Origin of the sequence: Rhizobium johnstonii 3841, from assembly GCF_000009265.1 — a bacterium.
In the GTDB taxonomy this organism is placed as follows: domain Bacteria; phylum Pseudomonadota; class Alphaproteobacteria; order Rhizobiales; family Rhizobiaceae; genus Rhizobium; species Rhizobium acaciae.
Map to the genome: position 1 here is coordinate 4,496,380 of NC_008380.1, position 19,067 is coordinate 4,515,446.

General features: G+C 60.9%; 17 protein-coding genes. 7 read left to right on the forward strand and 10 right to left on the reverse strand.

The window, feature by feature from the left end; all coding sequences use genetic code 11:
* Position 1 precedes the first annotated feature (1 nt).
* The 4 genes from RL_RS21865 to RL_RS21880 all read right to left on the reverse strand — a co-directional run bounded on the left by RL_RS21865 (position 2) and on the right by RL_RS21880 (position 4,300).
* Positions 2 to 1,084, reverse strand: a complete 1,083-nt coding sequence (locus RL_RS21865) for an ABC transporter ATP-binding protein (protein WP_011653638.1) — start codon at positions 1,082 to 1,084, stop codon at positions 2 to 4.
* Positions 1,085 to 1,103: 19 nt separating this feature from the next.
* The gene (locus RL_RS21870; RefSeq protein WP_011653639.1) at positions 1,104 to 2,015 is read right to left on the reverse strand and encodes a carbohydrate ABC transporter permease; all 912 of its coding nucleotides are present in this window, start codon (positions 2,013 to 2,015) and stop codon (positions 1,104 to 1,106) included.
* A gap of 1 nt (position 2,016) precedes the next feature.
* Positions 2,017 to 2,904 carry a carbohydrate ABC transporter permease gene (locus tag RL_RS21875; protein WP_011653640.1) on the reverse strand — a complete coding sequence of 296 codons (888 nt, stop codon included), beginning with the start codon at positions 2,902 to 2,904 and terminating at the stop codon, positions 2,017 to 2,019.
* A 103-nt stretch (positions 2,905 to 3,007) separates the two neighbouring features.
* Complete coding sequence (locus RL_RS21880) at positions 3,008 to 4,300, reverse strand: ABC transporter substrate-binding protein (protein WP_011653641.1); 1,293 nt, start codon at positions 4,298 to 4,300, stop codon at positions 3,008 to 3,010.
* Between the two features lie 202 nt (positions 4,301 to 4,502).
* Here RL_RS21880 and RL_RS21885 point away from each other — a divergent pair, with 202 nt between their 5' ends.
* The 3 genes from RL_RS21885 to RL_RS21895 all read left to right on the forward strand — a co-directional run bounded on the left by RL_RS21885 (position 4,503) and on the right by RL_RS21895 (position 8,964).
* The gene (locus RL_RS21885) at positions 4,503 to 5,510 is read left to right on the forward strand and encodes a Gfo/Idh/MocA family protein (RefSeq protein ID WP_041936479.1); all 1,008 of its coding nucleotides are present in this window, start codon (positions 4,503 to 4,505) and stop codon (positions 5,508 to 5,510) included.
* Positions 5,511 to 5,519: 9 nt separating this feature from the next.
* Positions 5,520 to 6,518, forward strand: a complete 999-nt coding sequence (locus RL_RS21890) for a LacI family DNA-binding transcriptional regulator (protein WP_011653643.1) — start codon at positions 5,520 to 5,522, stop codon at positions 6,516 to 6,518.
* A 202-nt stretch (positions 6,519 to 6,720) separates the two neighbouring features.
* The gene (locus RL_RS21895; RefSeq protein WP_011653644.1) at positions 6,721 to 8,964 is read left to right on the forward strand and encodes a glycoside hydrolase family 2 protein; all 2,244 of its coding nucleotides are present in this window, start codon (positions 6,721 to 6,723) and stop codon (positions 8,962 to 8,964) included.
* 6 nt (positions 8,965 to 8,970) lie between these two features.
* Here RL_RS21895 and RL_RS21900 read toward each other — a convergent pair whose 3' ends face one another.
* The 4 genes from RL_RS21900 to RL_RS21915 all read right to left on the reverse strand — a co-directional run bounded on the left by RL_RS21900 (position 8,971) and on the right by RL_RS21915 (position 13,380).
* Positions 8,971 to 10,086, reverse strand: coding sequence for an ABC transporter ATP-binding protein (locus RL_RS21900; protein WP_011653645.1), 1,116 nt, complete (start codon positions 10,084 to 10,086; stop codon positions 8,971 to 8,973).
* A gap of 3 nt (positions 10,087 to 10,089) precedes the next feature.
* A complete protein-coding gene (locus RL_RS21905; RefSeq protein ID WP_011653646.1) occupies positions 10,090 to 11,034 on the reverse strand; it encodes a carbohydrate ABC transporter permease in 945 nt (314 codons plus the stop codon).
* Positions 11,031 to 11,984: a carbohydrate ABC transporter permease gene (locus RL_RS21910; RefSeq protein WP_011651449.1), complete on the reverse strand. Its 954-nt coding sequence runs from the start codon at positions 11,982 to 11,984 to the stop codon at positions 11,031 to 11,033. The genes RL_RS21905 and RL_RS21910 overlap by 4 nt, the downstream gene beginning before the upstream one ends.
* A gap of 136 nt (positions 11,985 to 12,120) precedes the next feature.
* Positions 12,121 to 13,380: an ABC transporter substrate-binding protein gene (locus RL_RS21915; RefSeq protein ID WP_011653647.1), complete on the reverse strand. Its 1,260-nt coding sequence runs from the start codon at positions 13,378 to 13,380 to the stop codon at positions 12,121 to 12,123.
* Positions 13,381 to 13,687: 307 nt separating this feature from the next.
* On the opposite strand from RL_RS21915, the gene RL_RS21920 reads away from it, so the two are divergent.
* From RL_RS21920 to queE, 4 genes are all read left to right on the forward strand, one after another.
* Complete coding sequence (locus RL_RS21920) at positions 13,688 to 14,740, forward strand: substrate-binding domain-containing protein (protein ID WP_011653648.1); 1,053 nt, start codon at positions 13,688 to 13,690, stop codon at positions 14,738 to 14,740.
* Positions 14,741 to 14,919: 179 nt separating this feature from the next.
* Positions 14,920 to 15,630, forward strand: coding sequence for a 7-cyano-7-deazaguanine synthase QueC (queC, locus tag RL_RS21925; protein ID WP_011653649.1), 711 nt, complete (start codon positions 14,920 to 14,922; stop codon positions 15,628 to 15,630).
* Positions 15,630 to 15,986, forward strand: coding sequence for a 6-carboxytetrahydropterin synthase QueD (gene queD, locus RL_RS21930; protein ID WP_026238688.1), 357 nt, complete (start codon positions 15,630 to 15,632; stop codon positions 15,984 to 15,986). Before queC ends, queD begins: the two co-directional genes overlap by 1 nt.
* Entirely contained in the window at positions 15,983 to 16,726 is a 744-nt protein-coding gene (gene queE / locus RL_RS21935; protein WP_011653651.1) for a 7-carboxy-7-deazaguanine synthase QueE, read from the forward strand. Before queD ends, queE begins: the two co-directional genes overlap by 4 nt.
* 18 nt (positions 16,727 to 16,744) lie before the next feature.
* On the opposite strand, the gene RL_RS21940 is transcribed toward queE, so the two are convergent.
* Both RL_RS21940 and nrdF read right to left on the reverse strand, forming a co-directional pair.
* Positions 16,745 to 17,968, reverse strand: a complete 1,224-nt coding sequence (locus RL_RS21940) for an adenylate/guanylate cyclase domain-containing protein (protein WP_028744157.1) — start codon at positions 17,966 to 17,968, stop codon at positions 16,745 to 16,747.
* A 104-nt stretch (positions 17,969 to 18,072) separates the two neighbouring features.
* Positions 18,073 to 19,047 carry a class 1b ribonucleoside-diphosphate reductase subunit beta gene (gene nrdF / locus RL_RS21945; RefSeq protein ID WP_011653653.1) on the reverse strand — a complete coding sequence of 325 codons (975 nt, stop codon included), beginning with the start codon at positions 19,045 to 19,047 and terminating at the stop codon, positions 18,073 to 18,075.
* Positions 19,048 to 19,067: the final 20 nt, after the last annotated feature.

Consider the following 19,067-nt stretch of genomic DNA (forward strand, 5'->3'; position numbering starts at 1 on the left):
TTCAAGCTGTTGCCGAACGGATTACCCGGCCGGCGGAATCAAACAGATGGCAACCGGCGCGCTCGGCAGTCAGCGACACGCGATCGCCGGGGCGAATGGTCATGTCGCCTTCCGTGCGTACGACGATCGGCTGCTGCTGCGAACCGACTGTCAGATAGGTCTCCACGCCCAAACGCTCGACGATGACGACCTCGGCCGAAAAATCACCCTGCCCTTGGGGTGCGAGCTTCAGATGTTCCGGCCGAATGCCGAGTTTCGCCTCGCCCTGCTGCACGGCGCCATTGGCGTCTGAAAGGTCGATGGAAAGGCCGAGCGGGCTTTCCAGATGCACCTTGCCGGCATCCCGGCGCGTCGCCGTCATCGGCAGCACGTTCATCTTTGGCGAGCCGATGAAGGTTGCGACAAACTCGTTATCGGGCTGATGGTAGAGATCCATCGGCGCGCCCTGTTGAGCGACGACGCCCTTGTTCAGCACGACGATACGGTCCGCCATCGTCATCGCTTCGACCTGGTCGTGCGTGACATACACGACTGTCGCTTTCAGCTCGCGGTGCAGGCGCTGCAGCTCGGCGCGCATCTGCACGCGCAGCGCCGAATCGAGGTTCGACAGCGGCTCGTCGAACAGGATCAGCGCCGGTTTCTTGATGATGGCGCGGCCGATCGCCACGCGCTGGCGCTGGCCGCCGGAAAGGGCGGCCGGGCGTCGGTCGAGGTAGTCGGTGAGCTGCAGGATTTCGGCGACACCTTCCACCTGCCGGCGGATCTCCGCCTCCGGCACTTTCTTCAGGCTGAGCGAAAAGCCGATATTTTCGGCAACACTCATATGCGGATAGAGTGCATAGGACTGGAACACCATGGCGATGCCGCGCTTGTCGGGCGGCACGTCGTTGATGCGTGTGCCGTTAAGGATGAGGTCGCCTTCGTCGATGCCTTCGAGGCCGGCGATCATCCGCAGCAGCGTGGACTTGCCGCAGCCGGACGGACCGACGAAAACCGCGAATTCGCCGTCTTCCACGGTGATGTCGACGCCCTTGATGACCTCGAGCGCGCCGTAGAATTTGCGAACGTTTCTGAGATTGATCATCTGTTTCTCTTTCTTGATCTCAGCCCTTCACGCCGCCCGAAAACGTCTGGACGAGGAAGCGCCGCGCAAAACCGAAGGCGACGACGGCAGGCAGCAGATAGATGAATGCCAGCGCGGTCAGCAGGCCGTAATCGATCTCGTTGATGCGCAGGAAGGCGCGGAAAAGACCGAGCGGCAGCGTCTGCAGCTCCGGCGACGACAGGAAGATCAGCGGCAAGAGGAAATCGCCCCAGGCCGACATGAAGGCGAACAGCCCGGCAGCGGCAAGCCCGGGCAGCGCCAGCGGGATCAGCACCCGGCGGATGCGCTGTATCAGTGTTGCCCCGTCCATCAGCGCCGCCTCCTCGTAGTCCTTCGGCAGCCCGTCGAAGAAGGTCTTCATGATCCAGAGCGCCAGCGGCAATTGCATCGTCGCAAGCACCAGGATCAGCCCCAGATACCCGTCGATGAAGCCGGTCCAGCGCATGATGTCGCGCGCATAGCTGCCGAAGATCGGTCTGAGCACCGCCGCTTCCGCATTGTTCAGCGTCAGCAGGAATTTGTAGAGCGGTACGACCAGCGCCGTCGGCGGCAGCACCCGGATGAGCAGGATCGCGTAGAGGAAGGGCAGCTTCCACCATGCCCGGGTGCGCGACAGCGCATAACCGCCGAGCCCGGAAAGCACCATGACGAGCAGTGTGGCGCTAGCGACCACGAAGAGCGAATTGAACAGCCACTTTGCCCCGTCCTCCTTGGTGAAGACTCTGACGTAGTTGGCGAAGGTCCACTGCTCCGGCCAGTGCAGGAAGAGCTGGGCATTGCCATCGAGCGAGGCAAGCAGCACCCAGAAGAAGGGCACCGCGCAGAAGATCGAGATCAGCGACAGCGTCGCATAGGCGATGAGGTCGGAGCGACCCTTGTTTGCAGTTTCGCTCGGGGAAACGACGGCCATGTCAGACCTCCACCTTCATGGCCCGGACATAGGCGATACCTAATATCAGCGAGATGACGAGTGCGACGACGGCGACCGCAGCACCATAACCCAGCTGGAACGACGTAAAGGACTGGTTGTAGATATAGATGCTGACCACCTCGGTCGCCCCGCCCGGCCCGCCGCGCGTCAGCGCATAGACGAGGCCGAAGACGGCGATGGTGGAGACGGCCGAGATCAGCATATAGAGCAGGATCGTCGGCATCATCAGCGGCAGGGTGATGCGTCGGAACATCTGCGACGGTGTCGCGCCGTCCATGCGGGCCGCCTCGTAGATCTCCGCCGGAATGGTGCTGAGGCCGGCCGTTAGCAGGATCATCGCCGTGGCGATGCCGCGCCAGGTGTTGACGACGATGATCATCGACAGCGGGAAGACCTGCAGCCAGTCGGCCGGCGTGATGCCGAAAAGACTGACGATGCGGCTGAGTGTGGCATTGTCGCCGCCTGCCAGCATCGAGATCCACATGAAACCGGCGACGACCTCAGGGGCTGCATTCGGCAACAGGATGATCGACGAAAACACCCGCCGAAAGCGGATCGGCCGGCGCAGCGCAATTGCCGAGATCAGGCCGAGCACGAACTGGCCGATCACCGCCGAACCGATGACGAAGACGAAGGTGACGAACAGCGAATTCCAGAACTTCGCGTCATTGAAGAGCCGCGTGTAATTCCTGAAACCGACGAAACGGGGCCGAAGGGCCGCGGCCCCGGTCAGCGCCTCATTGGTGAAGCTCAGATAGATCGAATAGAGGGCCGGATAGATGACGAAGGCCAGAAGCAGCACCAGCGAGGGCAACAGGATCAGCAGCCATTGCCGCTCGGCGCGCTTTTCATGAGAGTTTCGGGCCATGGAAGCTCACAAACCTTATCGATGGAACCGGCTTATCGAATGAAAGCGGGAAGACGCGGGCGTTGGCGCCGCGTCCCCGTCGTGGCGGAAGAGAGGGTGGAGCTTACTTGACCATGTCGTCGCCGAGCGTTTCCTTGACGTAGTCGACAAGGATCTTCTGGGCGCCGGCGGCATCGGTTTCCTTGCGCAGCAGCGCTTCGGTGGCGCGCGCGACACCTTCCGAGACCGTACCGTAACCGGAGGCCTGCTTCAGGAACACGCCATTCCCGGCCGCGGCATGGATCGGAACCAGTTCCGTCAGCTTCTGGAACTCGGCATTGTCAGCCGCACCCTTGCTGGCCGGGATATTGCCGATACGGGCGGCGTAGGAAACCTGCGTCTCGATCGAGCCGATCTCCATCAGCGCCTTGATCGCCAGTTCCGTATTGGCCGACTTGGAATTGACGGCCCACGGCGCAGCGAGATTGGCAAGTACGTATTGGCCGCTGCTCTGGCCGGGAACCGTCCAGGTGCCGACCACCTTCGTCACGTCAGGGATCGGGTTCTTGCTTTCGCGACCCCAATCGAAAATATAGCACCAGGAGCCGCAGGTGGTGGCGGCGAGCTTGCCTTCCGGGAACATCTGGTACTTCGGCACGACCCAGGGCTCTGGTCCGAGCAACGGCTGCGTCGGCATCAGATCCTTGTCGATCAGTTCCTTGTAGACGTTGAAGACATCCTTGATGCCTTCGCCATTCAGATCGAGCTTGCCGTCGGCATCGACCAGCTGCGGCGTCTTGGAACCGACGAGCAGGTGCTGGAAGCCTTCGTCGAAGGCGCCGCTTCCCCAGGAAACGCCGGCCGGAAAGAGTAGGCCGTAGGCGCCGGTCTTCTGCTTGATCTCGGCCGCGCGGTCGAGAAGTTCCTGCCAGGTCTTCGGCTGTTCGGTGGAGATGCCGGCTTTTTCGAGAACGTCCTTGCGGTAATAGATTTCCTGAATGCCGAGCATGAACGGCATCACATAGGTTTCACCATCCGGGCTGACGGCAAGCTCCTTGGCGACGTCATAGAGGTTGGCGTAGCCGTCCCAGGCCTTGAACTCCTTGGTAACAGGCGCGAGGTAACCGGCTTCCACCATGTCGGCGACGGCAGCCGTCGTCGGGATGGAGAACAGGTCGGGCGCGTTGCCGGCGCCGAGCTCGGTCAGGAGCTTGGTCAGATAATCCTTGTCGGGTGCCGGATATTCGATGACCTCGACGGTGACGCCATATTTCTTTTCGATCCGCTCGACCGTCGACTTCATCGCGTCGATGCCGGCCTGACCATGATTTGCAATTCGGATTGTTTCTGCCTGTGCCAACGTCGAAACCGCGCTCAGCAGAATGGCGCATAGGCCGCCAAGAACCATTTTCTTCAACGGAAGTCCTCCCTTTTGTAGAGACACGGCGCCCTCCAGCACCGGTCGTGAAAATGTACACGCATTCCGAATTCTGACAAGACGGTTTCTGAAAAGACTCGATGGTGAGCTTCAATATACTGATATTACTTGCTTATTTAGATATTGCCATTGCCATACTGTTTGTGTAATCGTGTGCACAATGTATTCAGGGAGGAATTTCATGTCTGAGAAATTGCGCCTCGGCGTCATCGGCGCTGGCTTGAAGGCGGCGGAATATGCCGAGAGCTGGGTCAAGATGCCGGAGATCGAATTCGCGGCACTCGCCGACACCACGGCGGCGTCGCGCCAGCGCCTGATCGACGTCTGCCTCGCCGCCGGCGCACCAGAACCAAAGAGCTTCGAGGACTATCGTCAGATGCTTGCCGAATGCCGGGGCGAACTCGACATCGTCTACGTCTCAACCCCGCATGCCTTCCATGCCGAGCAGGCAACTGCCGTCGCCGAGGCTGGCCTCGATCTCTTCCTGGAAAAGCCGATGGTGACGACGGTCGCTGAAGCCGAGAGGCTGATCGCCGCACAGAAAAAGAGCGGCGTCACCATCGTCACCGCCTTCCAGGGCGGCCTGTCGCCGCTGGTATTCGACACGCGCCGGCGGGCTCTCGCCGGCGAATTCGGCGAGCTGATCGCCATATCGGGCATGATCTGGGAAAGCTGGTCGTCCAACTACGACGGCCATTGGAAGCAGCAGCCTGACATCTCCGGCGGCGGCTTCATGTTCGACACCGGCGCCCATATGATGAACACCGTCTGCCTGCTCGCCAATTCCGATTTCGACAGCGTGTCGGCCTATATGAACAATCACGGCAGACAGGTCGATATCGCCACCGCCGTCTCCGCCCGGCTGAAGAACGGCGCGCTGGCGACATTGACGGCCGCCGGCGAAGGCCCTCCGGGCTGCGCTTCCTATATCACCTTCTTCTATTCGAAGGCGATCGTGCGCATCGACGCCTGGGGCGGCTGGCGCGAGATCAGGATCGGGCGGACCGCCGAGCCGCGCGAGGAAGCCGAGATTCTCGGCAACCCGATGAAGAATTTCCTCGCCATTCGCGAGGGAAAGATGGAAAACTCCGGCTCCGTTGAAATGGGCCTCAGATTCGCTAGGCTATGGGATGCAATCAAGGAATCGGCAGCGGCCGACGGCGCTTCCGTCAGGATCGTCGCCCAATAGGCGCTGAAGATGAGCGGAATGAATAGACGGCGGATCACCTCGAAGGAACTGGCGAAACTCGCCGGCGTCTCCTCCGCCACCATTTCCCGCGCCTTCTCGCCGGATTCGCGCATCGGCAGCGCCACGCGCGACCGCATCCTCGCCGTCGCCCGTGAACATGGCTACCAGCCGAACGCGATCGCCCGCTCGCTGAACAACCAGCGCTCGCGGCTCGTCGCCCTCGTCGTCAATGCGATCGGCAACCCTTGCGAGGCTGAGGAGCAACAGCTTCTCGTCCACCGCCTGCAGGCCAGACAATTGCTGCCGATCATCCTCTGCTGCGCCGATCATTCCGACCGGCTGCAACTGATGCGCCTTGCCTCCACCTATCAGGTCGATCACGTCGTCGTCTTCTCCGACATGGTGTCGATGCAGGATGCCGTCGATATTTTCCACACGACGAAGCCGATCATCGTCTCCTTCGAGCCGCTCGAAAACGAAAGCGTCTCCAGCATCCGCATCGACGGCGCTGAGGCCGCCGACGAGATCATCGACAAGATCGTCCGCGACGGCAAAAAGCGTTTCGCCTACCTCTCCGGCACCAATTCAAGCTGGATCGACAAGCTCCGGCGCAAATGGTTCGCCGATGCGCTGGCCAAGCGCGGCCTTGCCTTCGAGGCCCAGGCCTTCGGTGACTACTCCTATGATTCCGGCTTCAAGGAAGCCGTGCTCCTGCTGCACCGTGACAAGGTCGACGCCATCATCTGCGGCAACGACGTCATGGCGATCGGTGCGCGCGATGCGGCCCGGCGGGTGCTCGGCAAGAACACGCCTGATGATATCGCCATCGTCGGCCAGGACGGCATTGCCATGGCCGCCTGGGATTGCAACGACCTCACCACGCTGAGCCTCGACCACGTCGCCTTCATCGATGCCGTCGTCGAACTGATCGAACGCCATGACGCCGAGGTCGAAGGCCCGCACAGCATCACGCTCACCTGCACCGCCCGCTGGGGCTCAACCGCCTGATGCATGTCGCCTGGAAGTGTACAGCGGTTCCGGGATGACGACATGCATGAAAAAAGCTAAAGCCGTCGCATGATTCAAGTTCGCTGTGACGTGCTTTAGCGGCTCGCTCATCCATTGCATCGAGGAGGAATACCGATGACCAGACTTTCACGCGCCGAGAGGCGCCGCAATGTCCCTGATGCCGTAATCTGGAGAGCCTGAAATGCGTTCCGTCGTTTCCTTCAATGAAGGCTGGAGTTTCCACGAGGGCTTCGGCCAGCGTTTGCTCGAAACTTTCGATACTGCCAAATCGGTCAGCCTGCCGCATACCGCCGTCGAACTGCCCTTCAGCTACTTCGACGAGACCAGCTATCAGCGCGCCTTTACCTATCAGAAGGTGCTGCGCTGGCTGCCGGAATTCGAGGGCCGCGAGGTCTCGCTCGTCTTCGACGCCGCCATGGCCGACAGCGTCGTCTATCTGAACGGCGAAGAAATCATTGCCCATAAGGACGGCTACACCCCCTTCGAGGCCCGCCTTACCGGCAAGCTCGTCAAGGGCGAGAACCTCGTCACCGTCAAGATCGACGGCAGCGAGAACCCCGACATTCCGCCTTTCGGCGGCCGCATCGATTATCTGACCTATGCCGGCATCTACCGCGATGTCTGGCTGAAGGTCACCGACCCGGTCTCGATCCGCAATCTCAAGATCGAAACCACTGACGTTCTTCGCCCGGAGAAATCGGCGACCATACGCGTCGACATCGCCAACCCCGAGGGCCGCAGCTTCTCGGCGACCGTCACCGCCACGCTGAAACAGGCCGACGGCACGGTGGTCGCCACTGCCGCGACCGAAACGATCGGCAGCCGCACCACGCTCTCCTTTGGCGGCCTCACCGGCATCGCCCTCTGGGACATCACCGATCCCAAGCTCTATGACGTCACCGTCGAGCTCAGGACCGAACACGGCTCCGACCGTATTTCCACCCGGTTCGGCTTCCGCACCGCCGAATTCACGCCGGAAGGTTTCCTCCTCAACGGCAAGCCGCTGAAGCTGCGCGGCCTCAACCGTCACCAGGCCTTCCCCTATGTCGGTTATGCCGCCGGCCGCTCTGCCCAGGAGCGTGACGCCGACATCATGAAGACGGTGCTGAAGTGCAATATCGTCCGCACTTCGCATTATCCGCAGTCGAAATGGTTCCTCGATCGATGCGACGCTATCGGCCTGCTCGTTTTCGAGGAGATCCCCGGCTGGCAGCATATCGGCGATGCCGACTGGCAGCAGGAATCGATCAAGAACGTCCGCCGCATGATCGAGCGCGACTGGAACCACCCCTCGATCATCATCTGGGGCGTGCGCATCAACGAATCGCAGGATGATCACGATTTCTACGCCGAGACCAACCGGCTCGCCCGCGAACTCGACAGCACCCGCCAGACCGGCGGCGTGCGTTATCTCACCGAGAGCGAGCTGCTCGAAGACGTCTACACGATGAACGACTTCATCCTCGGCAACGAGGAACTGCCGGGCGCCAACCGCCCGCGCACCGCGCTGCGCGCCCAGCAGGAAAATACCGGACTATCGCACAAGGTGCCGTACCTCATCACCGAGTTCAACGGCCACATGCACCCGACGAAGATCTATGACCAGGAGCAGCGGCAGGCCGAGCATGTGCGCCGGCACCTGGAAGTGCTGAATGCCGCCTATGGCGATCCTGATATCTCCGGTGCCATCGGCTGGTGCATGTTCGATTACAACACCCACAAGGATTTCGGCTCCGGCGACCGCATCTGCTATCACGGCGTGATGGACATGTTCCGCGAGCCGAAATTCGCGGCCTATGCCTATATCAGCCAGTGCGACCCTTCCGAGGAGATCGTCATGAAGCCGGTGACCTTCTGGGCGCGCGGCGAACGCAATATCGGCGGCGTGCTGCCGCTGATCATCCTGACCAACTGCGACGAGGTGGAGCTGCAATATGGCGCGCTCAGCAAGCGCATCGGTCCGGATCGCGAGAACTACCCGCATCTGCCGCACCCGCCCGTCGTGCTCGACCATCGGCACTTCACCGCCGATGAGCTCGGCACCTGGGGTCTCGAATGGATCGACGGCACCTTCACCGGTTATATCGGCGGCGAGCCGGTGGCCAGCCTGACGCTGGCGGCCGATCCGCTGCCGACGACGCTGGAAGTGGTTGCCGACAGCTCGACGCTGAGGGCCCGCGAACGCGACAGCACACGCGTCATCATCCGCGCCCTCGACCAGCGCGGCCAGCGCCTGCCTTTCATGAACGACAGCATTTCGCTGAAGGTTCACGGCCCGGCAAGGATCGTCGGCCCGACCAATGTGCCACTGCAGGGCGGCACCGCCGGTTTCTGGCTGGAGGCGACCGGGTTCACCGGCGAGATCACCGTCGAAGCGATTTCCACGCGTTTCGCGCCGGTGACGCTCGGCGTGACGGCTGCCTGACGGTCGTCAAGCGATCCGGGCCTGGCTATTGGGATCGAAGAACACGGCCTTGTCGAGGTTGAATGCGAGGCGGGTGTTTTGTCCTGGAGCGATGCCGGTATCGGCACGAAGGCGGGCGACGACGGATTTGCCGCCGAGCTTGGTGACGGCGAAGGTGTCGGAGCCGGCCGGTTCGACCACCTCGATCAGACAATCGCCCTCGGTCAGCGAGCGCGCCTTGCGGTCGGCGCCATCGGGATCGGTCAGCGCCTCCGGGCGGATGCCGAAGATCACCTGTTTGCCGGTATAGGCGGTCAGGCCGTCATTGCCTGATATGACTGGCAGTCGGAGCGGGGCGGCATTCGGCCGCTCCAGCGAGACTTCCAGCCCGCCGGCGCCGTTTTCGACGGTGGCGTTGAGCAGGTTCATCGCCGGCGATCCCATGAAGTCGGCGACGAAGATGTTGGAAGGGCTGTTATAGATCTCGGCCGGCGTGCCGAACTGCTGCAGCACGCCGTCCTTCAGCACGGCGATCTTGGTCGCCAGCGTCATCGCCTCGATCTGGTCATGGGTGACATAGACGAAGGTGGTGCCCATGCGCTGATGCAGCCGCTTGATCTCGGTGCGCATGTCGACCCGCAGCTTGGCGTCAAGATTGGAGAGCGGCTCGTCGAACAGGAAGACCTGCGGATTGCGCACCAGCGCCCTCCCCATGGCGACACGCTGGCGCTGGCCGCCGGAGAGCTGGCTCGGCTTGCGGTCGAGCAGATGGCCGATCTGCAGCATGTCGGAGACTTGGGCGATCGCCCTGGCACGCTCCTCCTTCGGAACGCCGCGGATCTCCATGCCGAAGGCGATGTTGCCCGCCACCGTCATGTTCGGATAGAGCGCATAGGACTGGAACACCATGGCGATGTCGCGCTTGGAGGGATGCAGGCCGCTGATGTCGCGTCCGTCGATCTTGATATCGCCTGAGGTGATCGTCTCCAGCCCGGCAATGGTGTTGAGCAGCGTGGACTTGCCGCAGCCGGACGGGCCGACCAGCACGAGAAAGCCGCCCTTTTCGAGTTCGAGGTCGATCCCCTTGAGAATGTCGACGGCGCCGAAGCGCTTTTTGAGACCGGAGATTTCGAGGAAGGCCATGGATTACCCTTTGACAGCGCCCGCCATCAGACCGCGCACGAAGTAGCGGCCGGCGAGGATATAGACGATGAGCGTCGGCACGGCTGCGATCATCGCAGCCGCCATGTTGACATTGTATTCGACGACGCCCGTCGAGGTGTTGACGACATTGTTCAGCGCCACCGTCATCGGCATGGTGTCACCGGTGCCGGCGTAAGCCGAGGCAAACAGGAAGTCGTTCCAGATATTGGTGAACTGGTAGATCACCGTGACGACGATGATCGGCAGCGAGTTCGGCAGCATGATGCGCCGGAAGATCTGGAAGAAGCTGGCGCCATCGACCTGGGCGGCCCTGACCAGTTCGGTCGGAAAGGCCTCGTAGAAATTGCGGAAGAACAGTGTCGTGAAGCCCAGGCCATAGACGACATGGACGAAGACCAGATTGATCGTCGGATTGCCGAAGCCGAAGTTCCACCCCGTGGCATTCTGCAGCGTCATCCCGAAGCGGCCGAGCGAGCCGAGGATCGTTGCCATCGGCAACAGCACCGACTGGAACGGGATGAAGCAGGCAAACAGCATCAGCCCGAACACCAGTGTGTGGCCGGGAAAGCGCCATTTGGTCAGCACATAACCGTTCAGCGCCCCCATGATGGTGGAGATCGCGACGGCCGGAACGACCATCTTGATCGAGTTCCAGAAGTAGCCCTTGATGCCGGCGCAGGTCAGCCCGACGCAGGTCTCGCCCCAGGCCTTGATCCAGGGATCGAAGGTCGGCGATTGCGGCAGCGCCAGCATGTTGCCGTTCTGGATCTCGTCCATGGTCTTGAACGAGGTCGTCAGCATGACGAAGAGCGGCATCAGATAGAGGACGGCGAAGATCAGCAGCAGGCCGTAGATGACGGTGCGGCCGATCCAGCGGGTGTTGGTGCTGTTCTGCGAGATTGCTATCGGAGAGGTCACGCTGCTCATCGCGCCTTCTCCTTCAGTTCGGAATAGAGATAGGGAACGATGATCGCCGAGATCGTCATCAGCATGATGATGGCGCTGGCCGAGCCGACGGCCATCTCGTTGCGCTTGAAGGTGTATTCATACATGAAGTTGGACGGCAGCCAGGCCGAGCCGCCGGGGCCGCCCGAGGTCAGCGCCACCACCAGATCGTAGGACTTGATCGCCATATGGGCGAGCACGATGAAGGCCGACAGAAAGATCGGCCGCAGCAGCGGAATGACGATGCGCCGATAGAGCTGGAATGGCGAGGCGCCGTCGATCTGCGCTGCCTTCATGATCTCGCCGTCGATGCCGCGCAGTCCCGCCAGGAACATCGCCATGACGAAGCCCGACGCCTGCCAGACGCCGGCGATGACGACGGTGTAGATGACGAAGTCCTTGTTCTTGATCCAGTCGAAGTGGAAGCTCGTCCAGCCGAAGTGGTGCAGCGTCTGTTCCAGCCCGAGGCCGGGATCGAGGAACCATTTCCAGGCAACGCCTGTCACAATGAAGGAGAGCGCCATCGGATAGAGGAAGATCGGCCGCAACACGCTCTCGCCGCGGATCTTCTGGTCGAGCAGGATGGCGAGGAACAGGCCAAGTGCCAGGCAGATGCCGACATAGAGAAAGCCGAAGATCGCCATGTTGGTGATCGAGGTGTACCAGGAAGACGGCGGATCGCTCTCGAAGGTCCAGCGCCACAGCCGCTGATAAGCGCGTGGCCCCGTCAGCGCATAGGAGGGGAATGTCTTGGAATTGGTGAACGACAGATAGGCCGTCCAGACGATGAAGCCGTAGACGAAGATGATAGTGATGACGAAGCTCGGCGCCAGCACGATCTTCGGCAGCGCATCCTGCAGCCGGCCCCTCAACGAGATCCCCGTCGATTGCCGCGGCGTCAGAACCGGATCGGTGGTCGCAACAGTGCTCATGGAATGTCATCTCCTTCCCGCAATCGGCCCTGCATGATCGGCTCTGCATCGGGCATGATTGTCCGCGCATGATCGGCGCGAAGCCTGAAGCTTCCCCGCGGAGCACGCGGGGAAGCATTTGTCATCACACGTGGTCTCAGCGGGCGTCGTCGATCGCCTGGACGAGCTGCTTGACGGCTTCGTCGGAGGTCTTGATCTGGCCGTGGACGAACTTCGAGACGACATCCTTATAGGCATTGGCGATGGCCGGAGGCGCACCGTACCCTTGCGCCAGCGAGCCGAACAGCGTGCCGCCCTCATTGGCTGCCTTCAGGTCGGCGATGCCCTTCTTGCCGCAGGCGTCGAAGTCGGTGTCGGGAACGTCGGTGCGAGCCGGCACCGAACCCTTGACGACGTTGAAGGCCGACTGGAAGCTCTTCGACAGCGTTGCCGTTGCCAGCGCCACCTGAGCGGCCTTGCGGTCGTCGGGAACGTTGAACATGCCGAACATGTCGGAGTTGTAGACCACGCTGCCGTCGGTGCCGGGGAAACGGTAGCACAGGAAGTCGGTATCAGGCGTCTTCTTGGCGGCGACGAATTCGCCCTTGGCCCAGTCGCCCATCACCTGCACCAGCGCATCACCCTTGATGACCATGGCGGTCGCCAGATTCCAGTCGCGGCCCGAGAAGTTCGGGTCGACATATTTGATGATCGTGGCGAGGTTATCGAACGACTTCTTCATCGTGTCGGACTTCAGCGATTCCTCGTCGAGGTCGTTGAAGGCCTTCTTGTAGAACTCCGGACCGCCGGTCGACAGCACGATGGAATCGAACATCGTTGCCTCCTGCCAGTTCTGGCCACCAAGCGCCAGCGGGATGACGCCTGCGGCCTTCGCCTTGTCGAGCAGGGCGATCAGCTCGTCGAAGGTCTTCGGCTGAGTGCCGCCGATCTTGTCCATCACAGCCTTGTTGATCCACAGCCAGTTGACCGAGTGGACGTTGACGGGAGCTGCGACCCATTTGCCGTCATAGACCGAGAACTTCTGCAGGGCTGCCGGAACCGACTTGTCCCAGCCTTCCTTCTTCGCCGTCTCCGTCAGATCGCCCATGACGCCGGCCTGGGCATAATCGAGTACGGTATAGCCCAGCATCTGCGAGGCTGTCGGATAGGTGCCGGCCGCAACCATCGCCTTCAGCGCCGTCATCGCCGCATCGCCGCCACCGCCGGCAACCGGAACGTCCTTCCAAGCAAAACCTTCCTTCGAAAGATCCTGCTTCAAGACGTTCAGCGCAGCCGCCTCGCCACCAGACGTCCACCAGTGCAGCATCTGCACTTCCTTGACGTCAGCAGCGTGGGCAGCACTGAGGCCAGCCATCATCACGACAGCAACAGCTGCCGAGCTCAAAAACTTGTTCATGAATTTCCTCCCGTTTGTAAATCGGCGGCGGGACCTCCCTGCCGCCCGATGCTTCCCGCCATTGCAGCGGTCAGCATACGGCCGCGCTCCTCCGCGCGGTTGCTAATTTAAAACGTTATAAATCTTTGGTCGTCAAGCTCTTTCTCGACTCCCGAGAAAAATATGGTTATTTCGCTAAGCTGCTGAATATAATTCATATTTAATCCATGGCTAACAAAACGCTAAAATTTAAAACGTTTCCATTCGTCGATTGCGCGCCCGATTCATCGTGTTATGGTATCGGCAATTCCAGTATGGAAAGCCAAGGGTGACCGAACCGTCCCGGCCGCAACGCGGCGAAAATCTCGATATCACGCATAAGCGCGGCAAGCCGACCTTGCGAACGATCGCCACGATCGCCGGCCTTGCGGTGACGACGGTGTCACGGGCGCTTTCCGATGCGCCGCAGATTTCGCTCGAGACCCGCCAACGGGTGCATCGCATCGCCCGCGAACTCGGCTATCTCCCTGACCGGGCCGCGCAGCGCCTGAAGACCGGCCGCACCAACGTCATCGCCATCCTGCTCGATTCGCACGAGGAAGTGGTCGGTTTCAGCACCTCGATCATGTACGGCATCGCCAAGGCGCTGAAAGAGACCTCCTACCATCTTGTCGTCGCCCCGAATTTCCTGTCGACGACCGATATCGAGGCAGCCGAATACATCATCCGCAACCACCTCGCCGACGGGCTGATCTTCACGCGCACCGAACCGCTCGATGCCCGCGTCCGCCTGCTGCTCGAAACCGGCTTTCCCTTCATCTGTCATGGCCGCACCGAATTTTCGACGCCGCACCCCTATGTCGACTACGACAATTTCACCTTTGCCTATGAGGCGACGCGCCGGCTGATCGCCAAGGGCCGCAAAAAGGTAATGGTGATCCTGCCGCCAAAACGGCTGACCTTCTGCCAGCATATCCTGCACGGCTTCATGACGGCGGTGCGGGAGGCCGGCATCGCCTATGAAATCCCCGAGGCAGTCGATCTCGATACACCGGCAGACGTGCTGCGCGACTTCATCCGCAGCCGCGCTGATGCCCCGGATGCTCCTGATGGCTTTATCTGCTCCGGCGAAGTTTCGGCGCTCGCCGTCATCAGCGGCATGAGCGATGCCGGCCGCATACTGGCGGTCGATTACGATATCGTCGCCAAGGAGACGTCCCACCTTCTCACCCAGCTGCAGCCGAAGGTCGACACGATCCACGAGGACCTGACGGCGGCCGGAGAGGATCTGGGACGCATGCTGTTGCAGCGTATCAACAATCCGGATGCCGAGGAGCTGCAGCTTCTGCTGCCGCCGCAGATCAACTTTCCGGTCGGTTAGGCCACTCGGCTATGGGAGGCGTTAGCACCCCGAAGCCATGAAAACCGCCGTGAAATCAACGTCATCTCATCCCTTAATGACGCTCACGCTTCAAAACTGTTTCCATGACGCGTGATTTGTCCTAGAAGCACCGCGCAATCCGGTCGCAGCCCACCCGGTCAAAACAAGGGATCCGACATATGAAAACCATCGTCGTCTGCTCCGGCGGACTGGACTCCGTTACGCTTGCCCACAAGGTAGCAGCGGAACAACAGCTTATCGGTCTCGTCTCCTTCGACTATGGCCAACGGCATCGCAAGGAACTCGACTTCGCCGCCAGATGTGCCTCACGCCTCTCCGTTCCCCATCATATCATCGACATCGCCGGCATCGGCGGCCATCTCAGCGGATCGGCCCTGACCGACAATGTCGAGGTTCCGGACGGCCACTACGCCGAGGAGACAATGAAAGCCACCGTCGTGCCCAACCGCAATGCGATCATGCTGGCAATCGCGTTCGGTTTGGCGGCCGCGCAAAAAGCAGATGCCGTTGCCGTCGCGGTGCATGGCGGCGACCACTTCATTTATCCGGACTGCCGGCCGGGCTTCATCGAGGCCTTCCAGCGCATGCAGAACGAAGCGCTGGAAGGTTATGCCAGCGTGAAACTGCTTGCACCCTATGTCGATGTTTCCAAAGCGGCGATCGTGGTTGACGGCGAAAAACACGGCACGCCGTTTTCGGAGACCTGGTCCTGCTACAAAGGCGGCGAGCCTCACTGTGGGCGCTGCGGAACCTGCGTGGAACGCCGTGAAGCTTTCCATCTTGCCGGCGTCCCCGATCCCACGGCGTACGAAGACCAGGATTTCTGGAAAGCGGCGATCTCGCGGTACTCGGCCACGGAGGTGCGTTGATGTACCGCATCACCAAGGAGTTTCATCTCTCCGCCTCCCATCAACTGGATCACCTGCCTGCCGACCATCAATGCGCTCGGCTTCACGGCCACAACTACGTCGTCATCGTCGAACTGGCTGCGGAAAACCTGAATGATGATGGCTTCGTCCGTGACTATCACGACCTCTCGCCGCTCAAGCGCTATATCGACGAGACTTTCGATCATCGTCACCTGAACGACGTCTTCGGCCATTCGAAAGTCACGTCGGAGTTCCTGGCAAGGCACTTTTACGACTGGTGCAAGCAGCGCTTTCCGGAGACATCGTCCGTTCGCGTCAGCGAGACGCCGAAAACCTGGGCGGAGTACAGGCCGTGAGCGTCGGAACCATTCGCGTCAGCGAGATCTTTGGCCCGACCATACAGGGTGAAGGCGCCTTGATCGGGCTGCCGACGGTGTTCGTGAGGACAGGCGGCTGTGACTATCGGTGTTCCTGGTGCGACAGCCTTCACGCGGTCGAAAGCGCGTTCCGGGATCAATGGATTCCCATGTCCACTGAGGCGGTCTGGCATAAGGTCACGGAACTCTCAGGGGGAAAGCCACTGACGGTTTCCCTTTCCGGAGGCAATCCGGCGATACAGCCCCTAAGGCCGCTTATCGAGCTTGGCCATTCGCAAGGATATCGCTTTGCCCTGGAAACACAGGGAAGCGTGGCCCAGGCCTGGTTTCGCGATCTCGACACCCTGGTTATCAGCCCCAAACCGCCATCAAGCGGAATGCTGACGGATTGGGATCAGGTGGACAACTGCCTTCAACTGGCCGCCGGCGGACCGGAGGTCGCATTGAAGATTGTTGTCTTCGACGATGCCGACTACGAATTCGCCCAGCGCGCGGGTCAGCGCTATCCCCAAATTCCCTTGTTCCTTCAGCCCGGCAACCATACGCCGCCACCGCCCGATGACCCCGATGATGATGACGATAACGCACGCATTGATATCGACGGCGTGATGGATCGGATGCACTGGCTTGTCGAAAGGGTGACGGCCGACCAATGGTTTGAAGTCCGCGTACTGCCGCAATTGCACGTGCTGCTCTGGGGAAACAAGCGAGGCGTATGAGCCTGCCTGCGTTGAAAATCATGCAGCGACGCGCTCCGGAAAGGCGAAAACATCGACGGGCTCTCCAAGCCCGCGCAGCGGGAAGGTGCCGAGACTATCCATGTCCTTCGCGCAGCCCGCCATTTCGACAAAGGCCCGCGACAAGAGCACCGGACGCTTGACCTCCTTGGTCAGGGTTTCCAGTCGCGAGGCGACATTGACCGCCGGGCCAATGACGGTGAAATCCAGCCGCCGGCGCGAGCCGATATTGCCGTACATGACGTCGCCGACATGCACCCCGACGCCGTAGCGCAGCGGTTCGCGTCCGTTGCCCGCATATTGCTGGTTCAATTGCGCCATCAACGCCTGCCCTTCGCGGATCGCCTGCAGCAGATCGAGGCAAGCCGTTTCCTTGGCTAACGGGAAGATCGCCAGCAATCCGTCACCCATGAACTTCAGGATCTCTCCGCCATGCCGCTCGATCGGATCTGACATGGCGTCGAAATAATCGTTGAGCAGATGGATGACATCGTCGCGCGGCCAGAGATCGGAGATCGCCGTAAAGTCGCGCAGGTCGCAGATCATGATTGCCGCCCCGACAGTCGCGCCGCTGCCGCGCGTCGTGACGCCCGACAGGATCTGTTCGCTCGCATGCGGTCCCACATAAGTCTGCAGCAGCGTACGCGCCATGATGTTCTTCAGCCGGATTTCGCTGACGAGGGTCAATGCCGGCAGCAGGTCGCGCAGGAAATCGACATGCTCGCTCGTAAAACCGCCCGGCCGGCTGGTCGAAAATGTCACGACATGCCGTTTGCCGAAAGTATGCTCGAGCGGCCAGGCGATATACTCTGTGAGGCCGTCATCGCGCAGTTCCTGATAGAATGAATCCTCGTCGCCGTCGGCTGTGCCTTCCAGCTGTCTACGCACCTCCTCCGAACCCTGATGGATCGCGTTGACGGGGCTCTTCAGGAACTCCGGCGTATTTTCGACACCATAGGCGAAAGTGTTGATCTTCGCCTCTGCCAGGCCTTCCTTCCAGAGGATGCGGGCGCCGATCCATTGCGGATGGTTCGTCCTGAAATGCAATGTCACCCGCGCCACCGGCACGCCTGCCGCCAGCAGCTTCTCGCACATTTCCACCAGGATATTGTCGATGAACCGCTCGCCGCGCGTATCATTCACCAGCCAGTCGAGAATCCGTCTTCTGCGGATCGGCCAGACGCCTTCTTCCGCAATATCGGCCTTGTTCGAAAAGGATTGCATCAAAAACTCCCGCTACGCCACATGATCGGCGAGTACCAAATTTAGTTTCCGCTGAATGTGGGCGATGGGAGAGCAAATGATAAGAGGCAGACGGCGATCAAGCCTCAGAAATCCCAATCCTCGTCTTCGGTCGCCACCGCCTTGCCGATCACATAGGAGGAACCGGAGCCGGAGAAGAAGTCGTGGTTCTCGTCGGCATTCGGCGAAAGCGCCGACAGGATCGCCGGATTGACCTTGCAGGCTTCAGCCGGGAACAGCGCCTCGTAGCCAAGGTTCATCAGCGCCTTGTTGGCATTGTAATGCAGGAATTTCTTGACATCCTCGGTCAGCCCGACGCCGTCATAGAGCGCTTCGGTATATTTCGCCTCGTTGTCATAGAGCTCGAGCAGCAGTTCGAAGGCGAAATCCTTGATCTCCTGCTTCCGCTCGTCGCCGAGGCGTTCCAGCCCGCGCTGGAACTTGTAGCCGATATAATAGCCGTGCACCGCCTCGTCGCGGATGATCAGCCGGACCATGTCGGCCGTGTTGGTCAGCTTGGCCCGGCTCGACCAGTACATCGGCAGGTAGAAGCCGGAATAGAACAGGAAGCTTTCGAGAAAAACACTCGCAACCTTCTTCTTCAACGGATCGCCGGAGCGATACTGCTCCATGATCAGCGCCGATTTCCGCTGCAAGAACTCGTTCTCCTCCGACCAGCGATAGGCATCATCGACATCGGGCGTCGAGCACAGCGTCGAGAAGATCGACGAATAGGAGCGCGCATGCACCGCTTCCATGAAGGAGACGTTGGAAAGCACCGCCTCCTCATGCGGCGTCGCCGCGTCCTCCATCAGCCGGATGGAACCGACGCCGTTCTGGATCGTGTCGAGCAGCGTCAATCCGGTGAAGACACGGATGGTCAGCTGCTGTTCGGCCGCCGTCAGCGTTGCCCAGGAGGGAATGTCGTTGGAAAGCGGCACCTTTTCCGGCAGCCAGAAATTGCCGGTGAGCCGGTTCCAGACTTCGAGATCCTTGTCGTCCTCGATGCGGTTCCAGTTGATGGCGCGCACGCGGCTGACCGGCTTCAATTGCATGTTCATTGTGTTCCCTCTTGAGAAAT

Excerpts from the sequence above, each read along its gene's own strand:
- RL_RS21865 (WP_011653638.1), bottom strand. The coding sequence starts at position 1,084 with ATGATCAATCTCAGAAACGTTCGCAAATTCTACGGCGCGCTCGAGGTC.
- RL_RS21870 (WP_011653639.1), bottom strand. The coding sequence starts at position 2,015 with ATGGCCGTCGTTTCCCCGAGCGAAACTGCAAACAAGGGTCGCTCCGAC.
- RL_RS21875 (WP_011653640.1), bottom strand. The coding sequence starts at position 2,904 with ATGGCCCGAAACTCTCATGAAAAGCGCGCCGAGCGGCAATGGCTGCTG.
- RL_RS21885 (WP_041936479.1), top strand. The coding sequence starts at position 4,503 with ATGTCTGAGAAATTGCGCCTCGGCGTCATCGGCGCTGGCTTGAAGGCG.
- RL_RS21890 (WP_011653643.1), top strand. The coding sequence starts at position 5,520 with ATGAGCGGAATGAATAGACGGCGGATCACCTCGAAGGAACTGGCGAAA.
- RL_RS21895 (WP_011653644.1), top strand. The coding sequence starts at position 6,721 with ATGCGTTCCGTCGTTTCCTTCAATGAAGGCTGGAGTTTCCACGAGGGC.
- RL_RS21900 (WP_011653645.1), bottom strand. The coding sequence starts at position 10,086 with ATGGCCTTCCTCGAAATCTCCGGTCTCAAAAAGCGCTTCGGCGCCGTC.
- RL_RS21905 (WP_011653646.1), bottom strand. The coding sequence starts at position 11,034 with ATGAGCAGCGTGACCTCTCCGATAGCAATCTCGCAGAACAGCACCAAC.
- RL_RS21910 (WP_011651449.1), bottom strand. The coding sequence starts at position 11,984 with ATGAGCACTGTTGCGACCACCGATCCGGTTCTGACGCCGCGGCAATCG.
- RL_RS21915 (WP_011653647.1), bottom strand. The coding sequence starts at position 13,380 with ATGAACAAGTTTTTGAGCTCGGCAGCTGTTGCTGTCGTGATGATGGCT.
- queC (WP_011653649.1), top strand. The coding sequence starts at position 14,920 with ATGAAAACCATCGTCGTCTGCTCCGGCGGACTGGACTCCGTTACGCTT.
- queD (WP_026238688.1), top strand. The coding sequence starts at position 15,630 with ATGTACCGCATCACCAAGGAGTTTCATCTCTCCGCCTCCCATCAACTG.
- RL_RS21940 (WP_028744157.1), bottom strand. The coding sequence starts at position 17,968 with ATGCAATCCTTTTCGAACAAGGCCGATATTGCGGAAGAAGGCGTCTGG.
- nrdF (WP_011653653.1), bottom strand. The coding sequence starts at position 19,047 with ATGAACATGCAATTGAAGCCGGTCAGCCGCGTGCGCGCCATCAACTGG.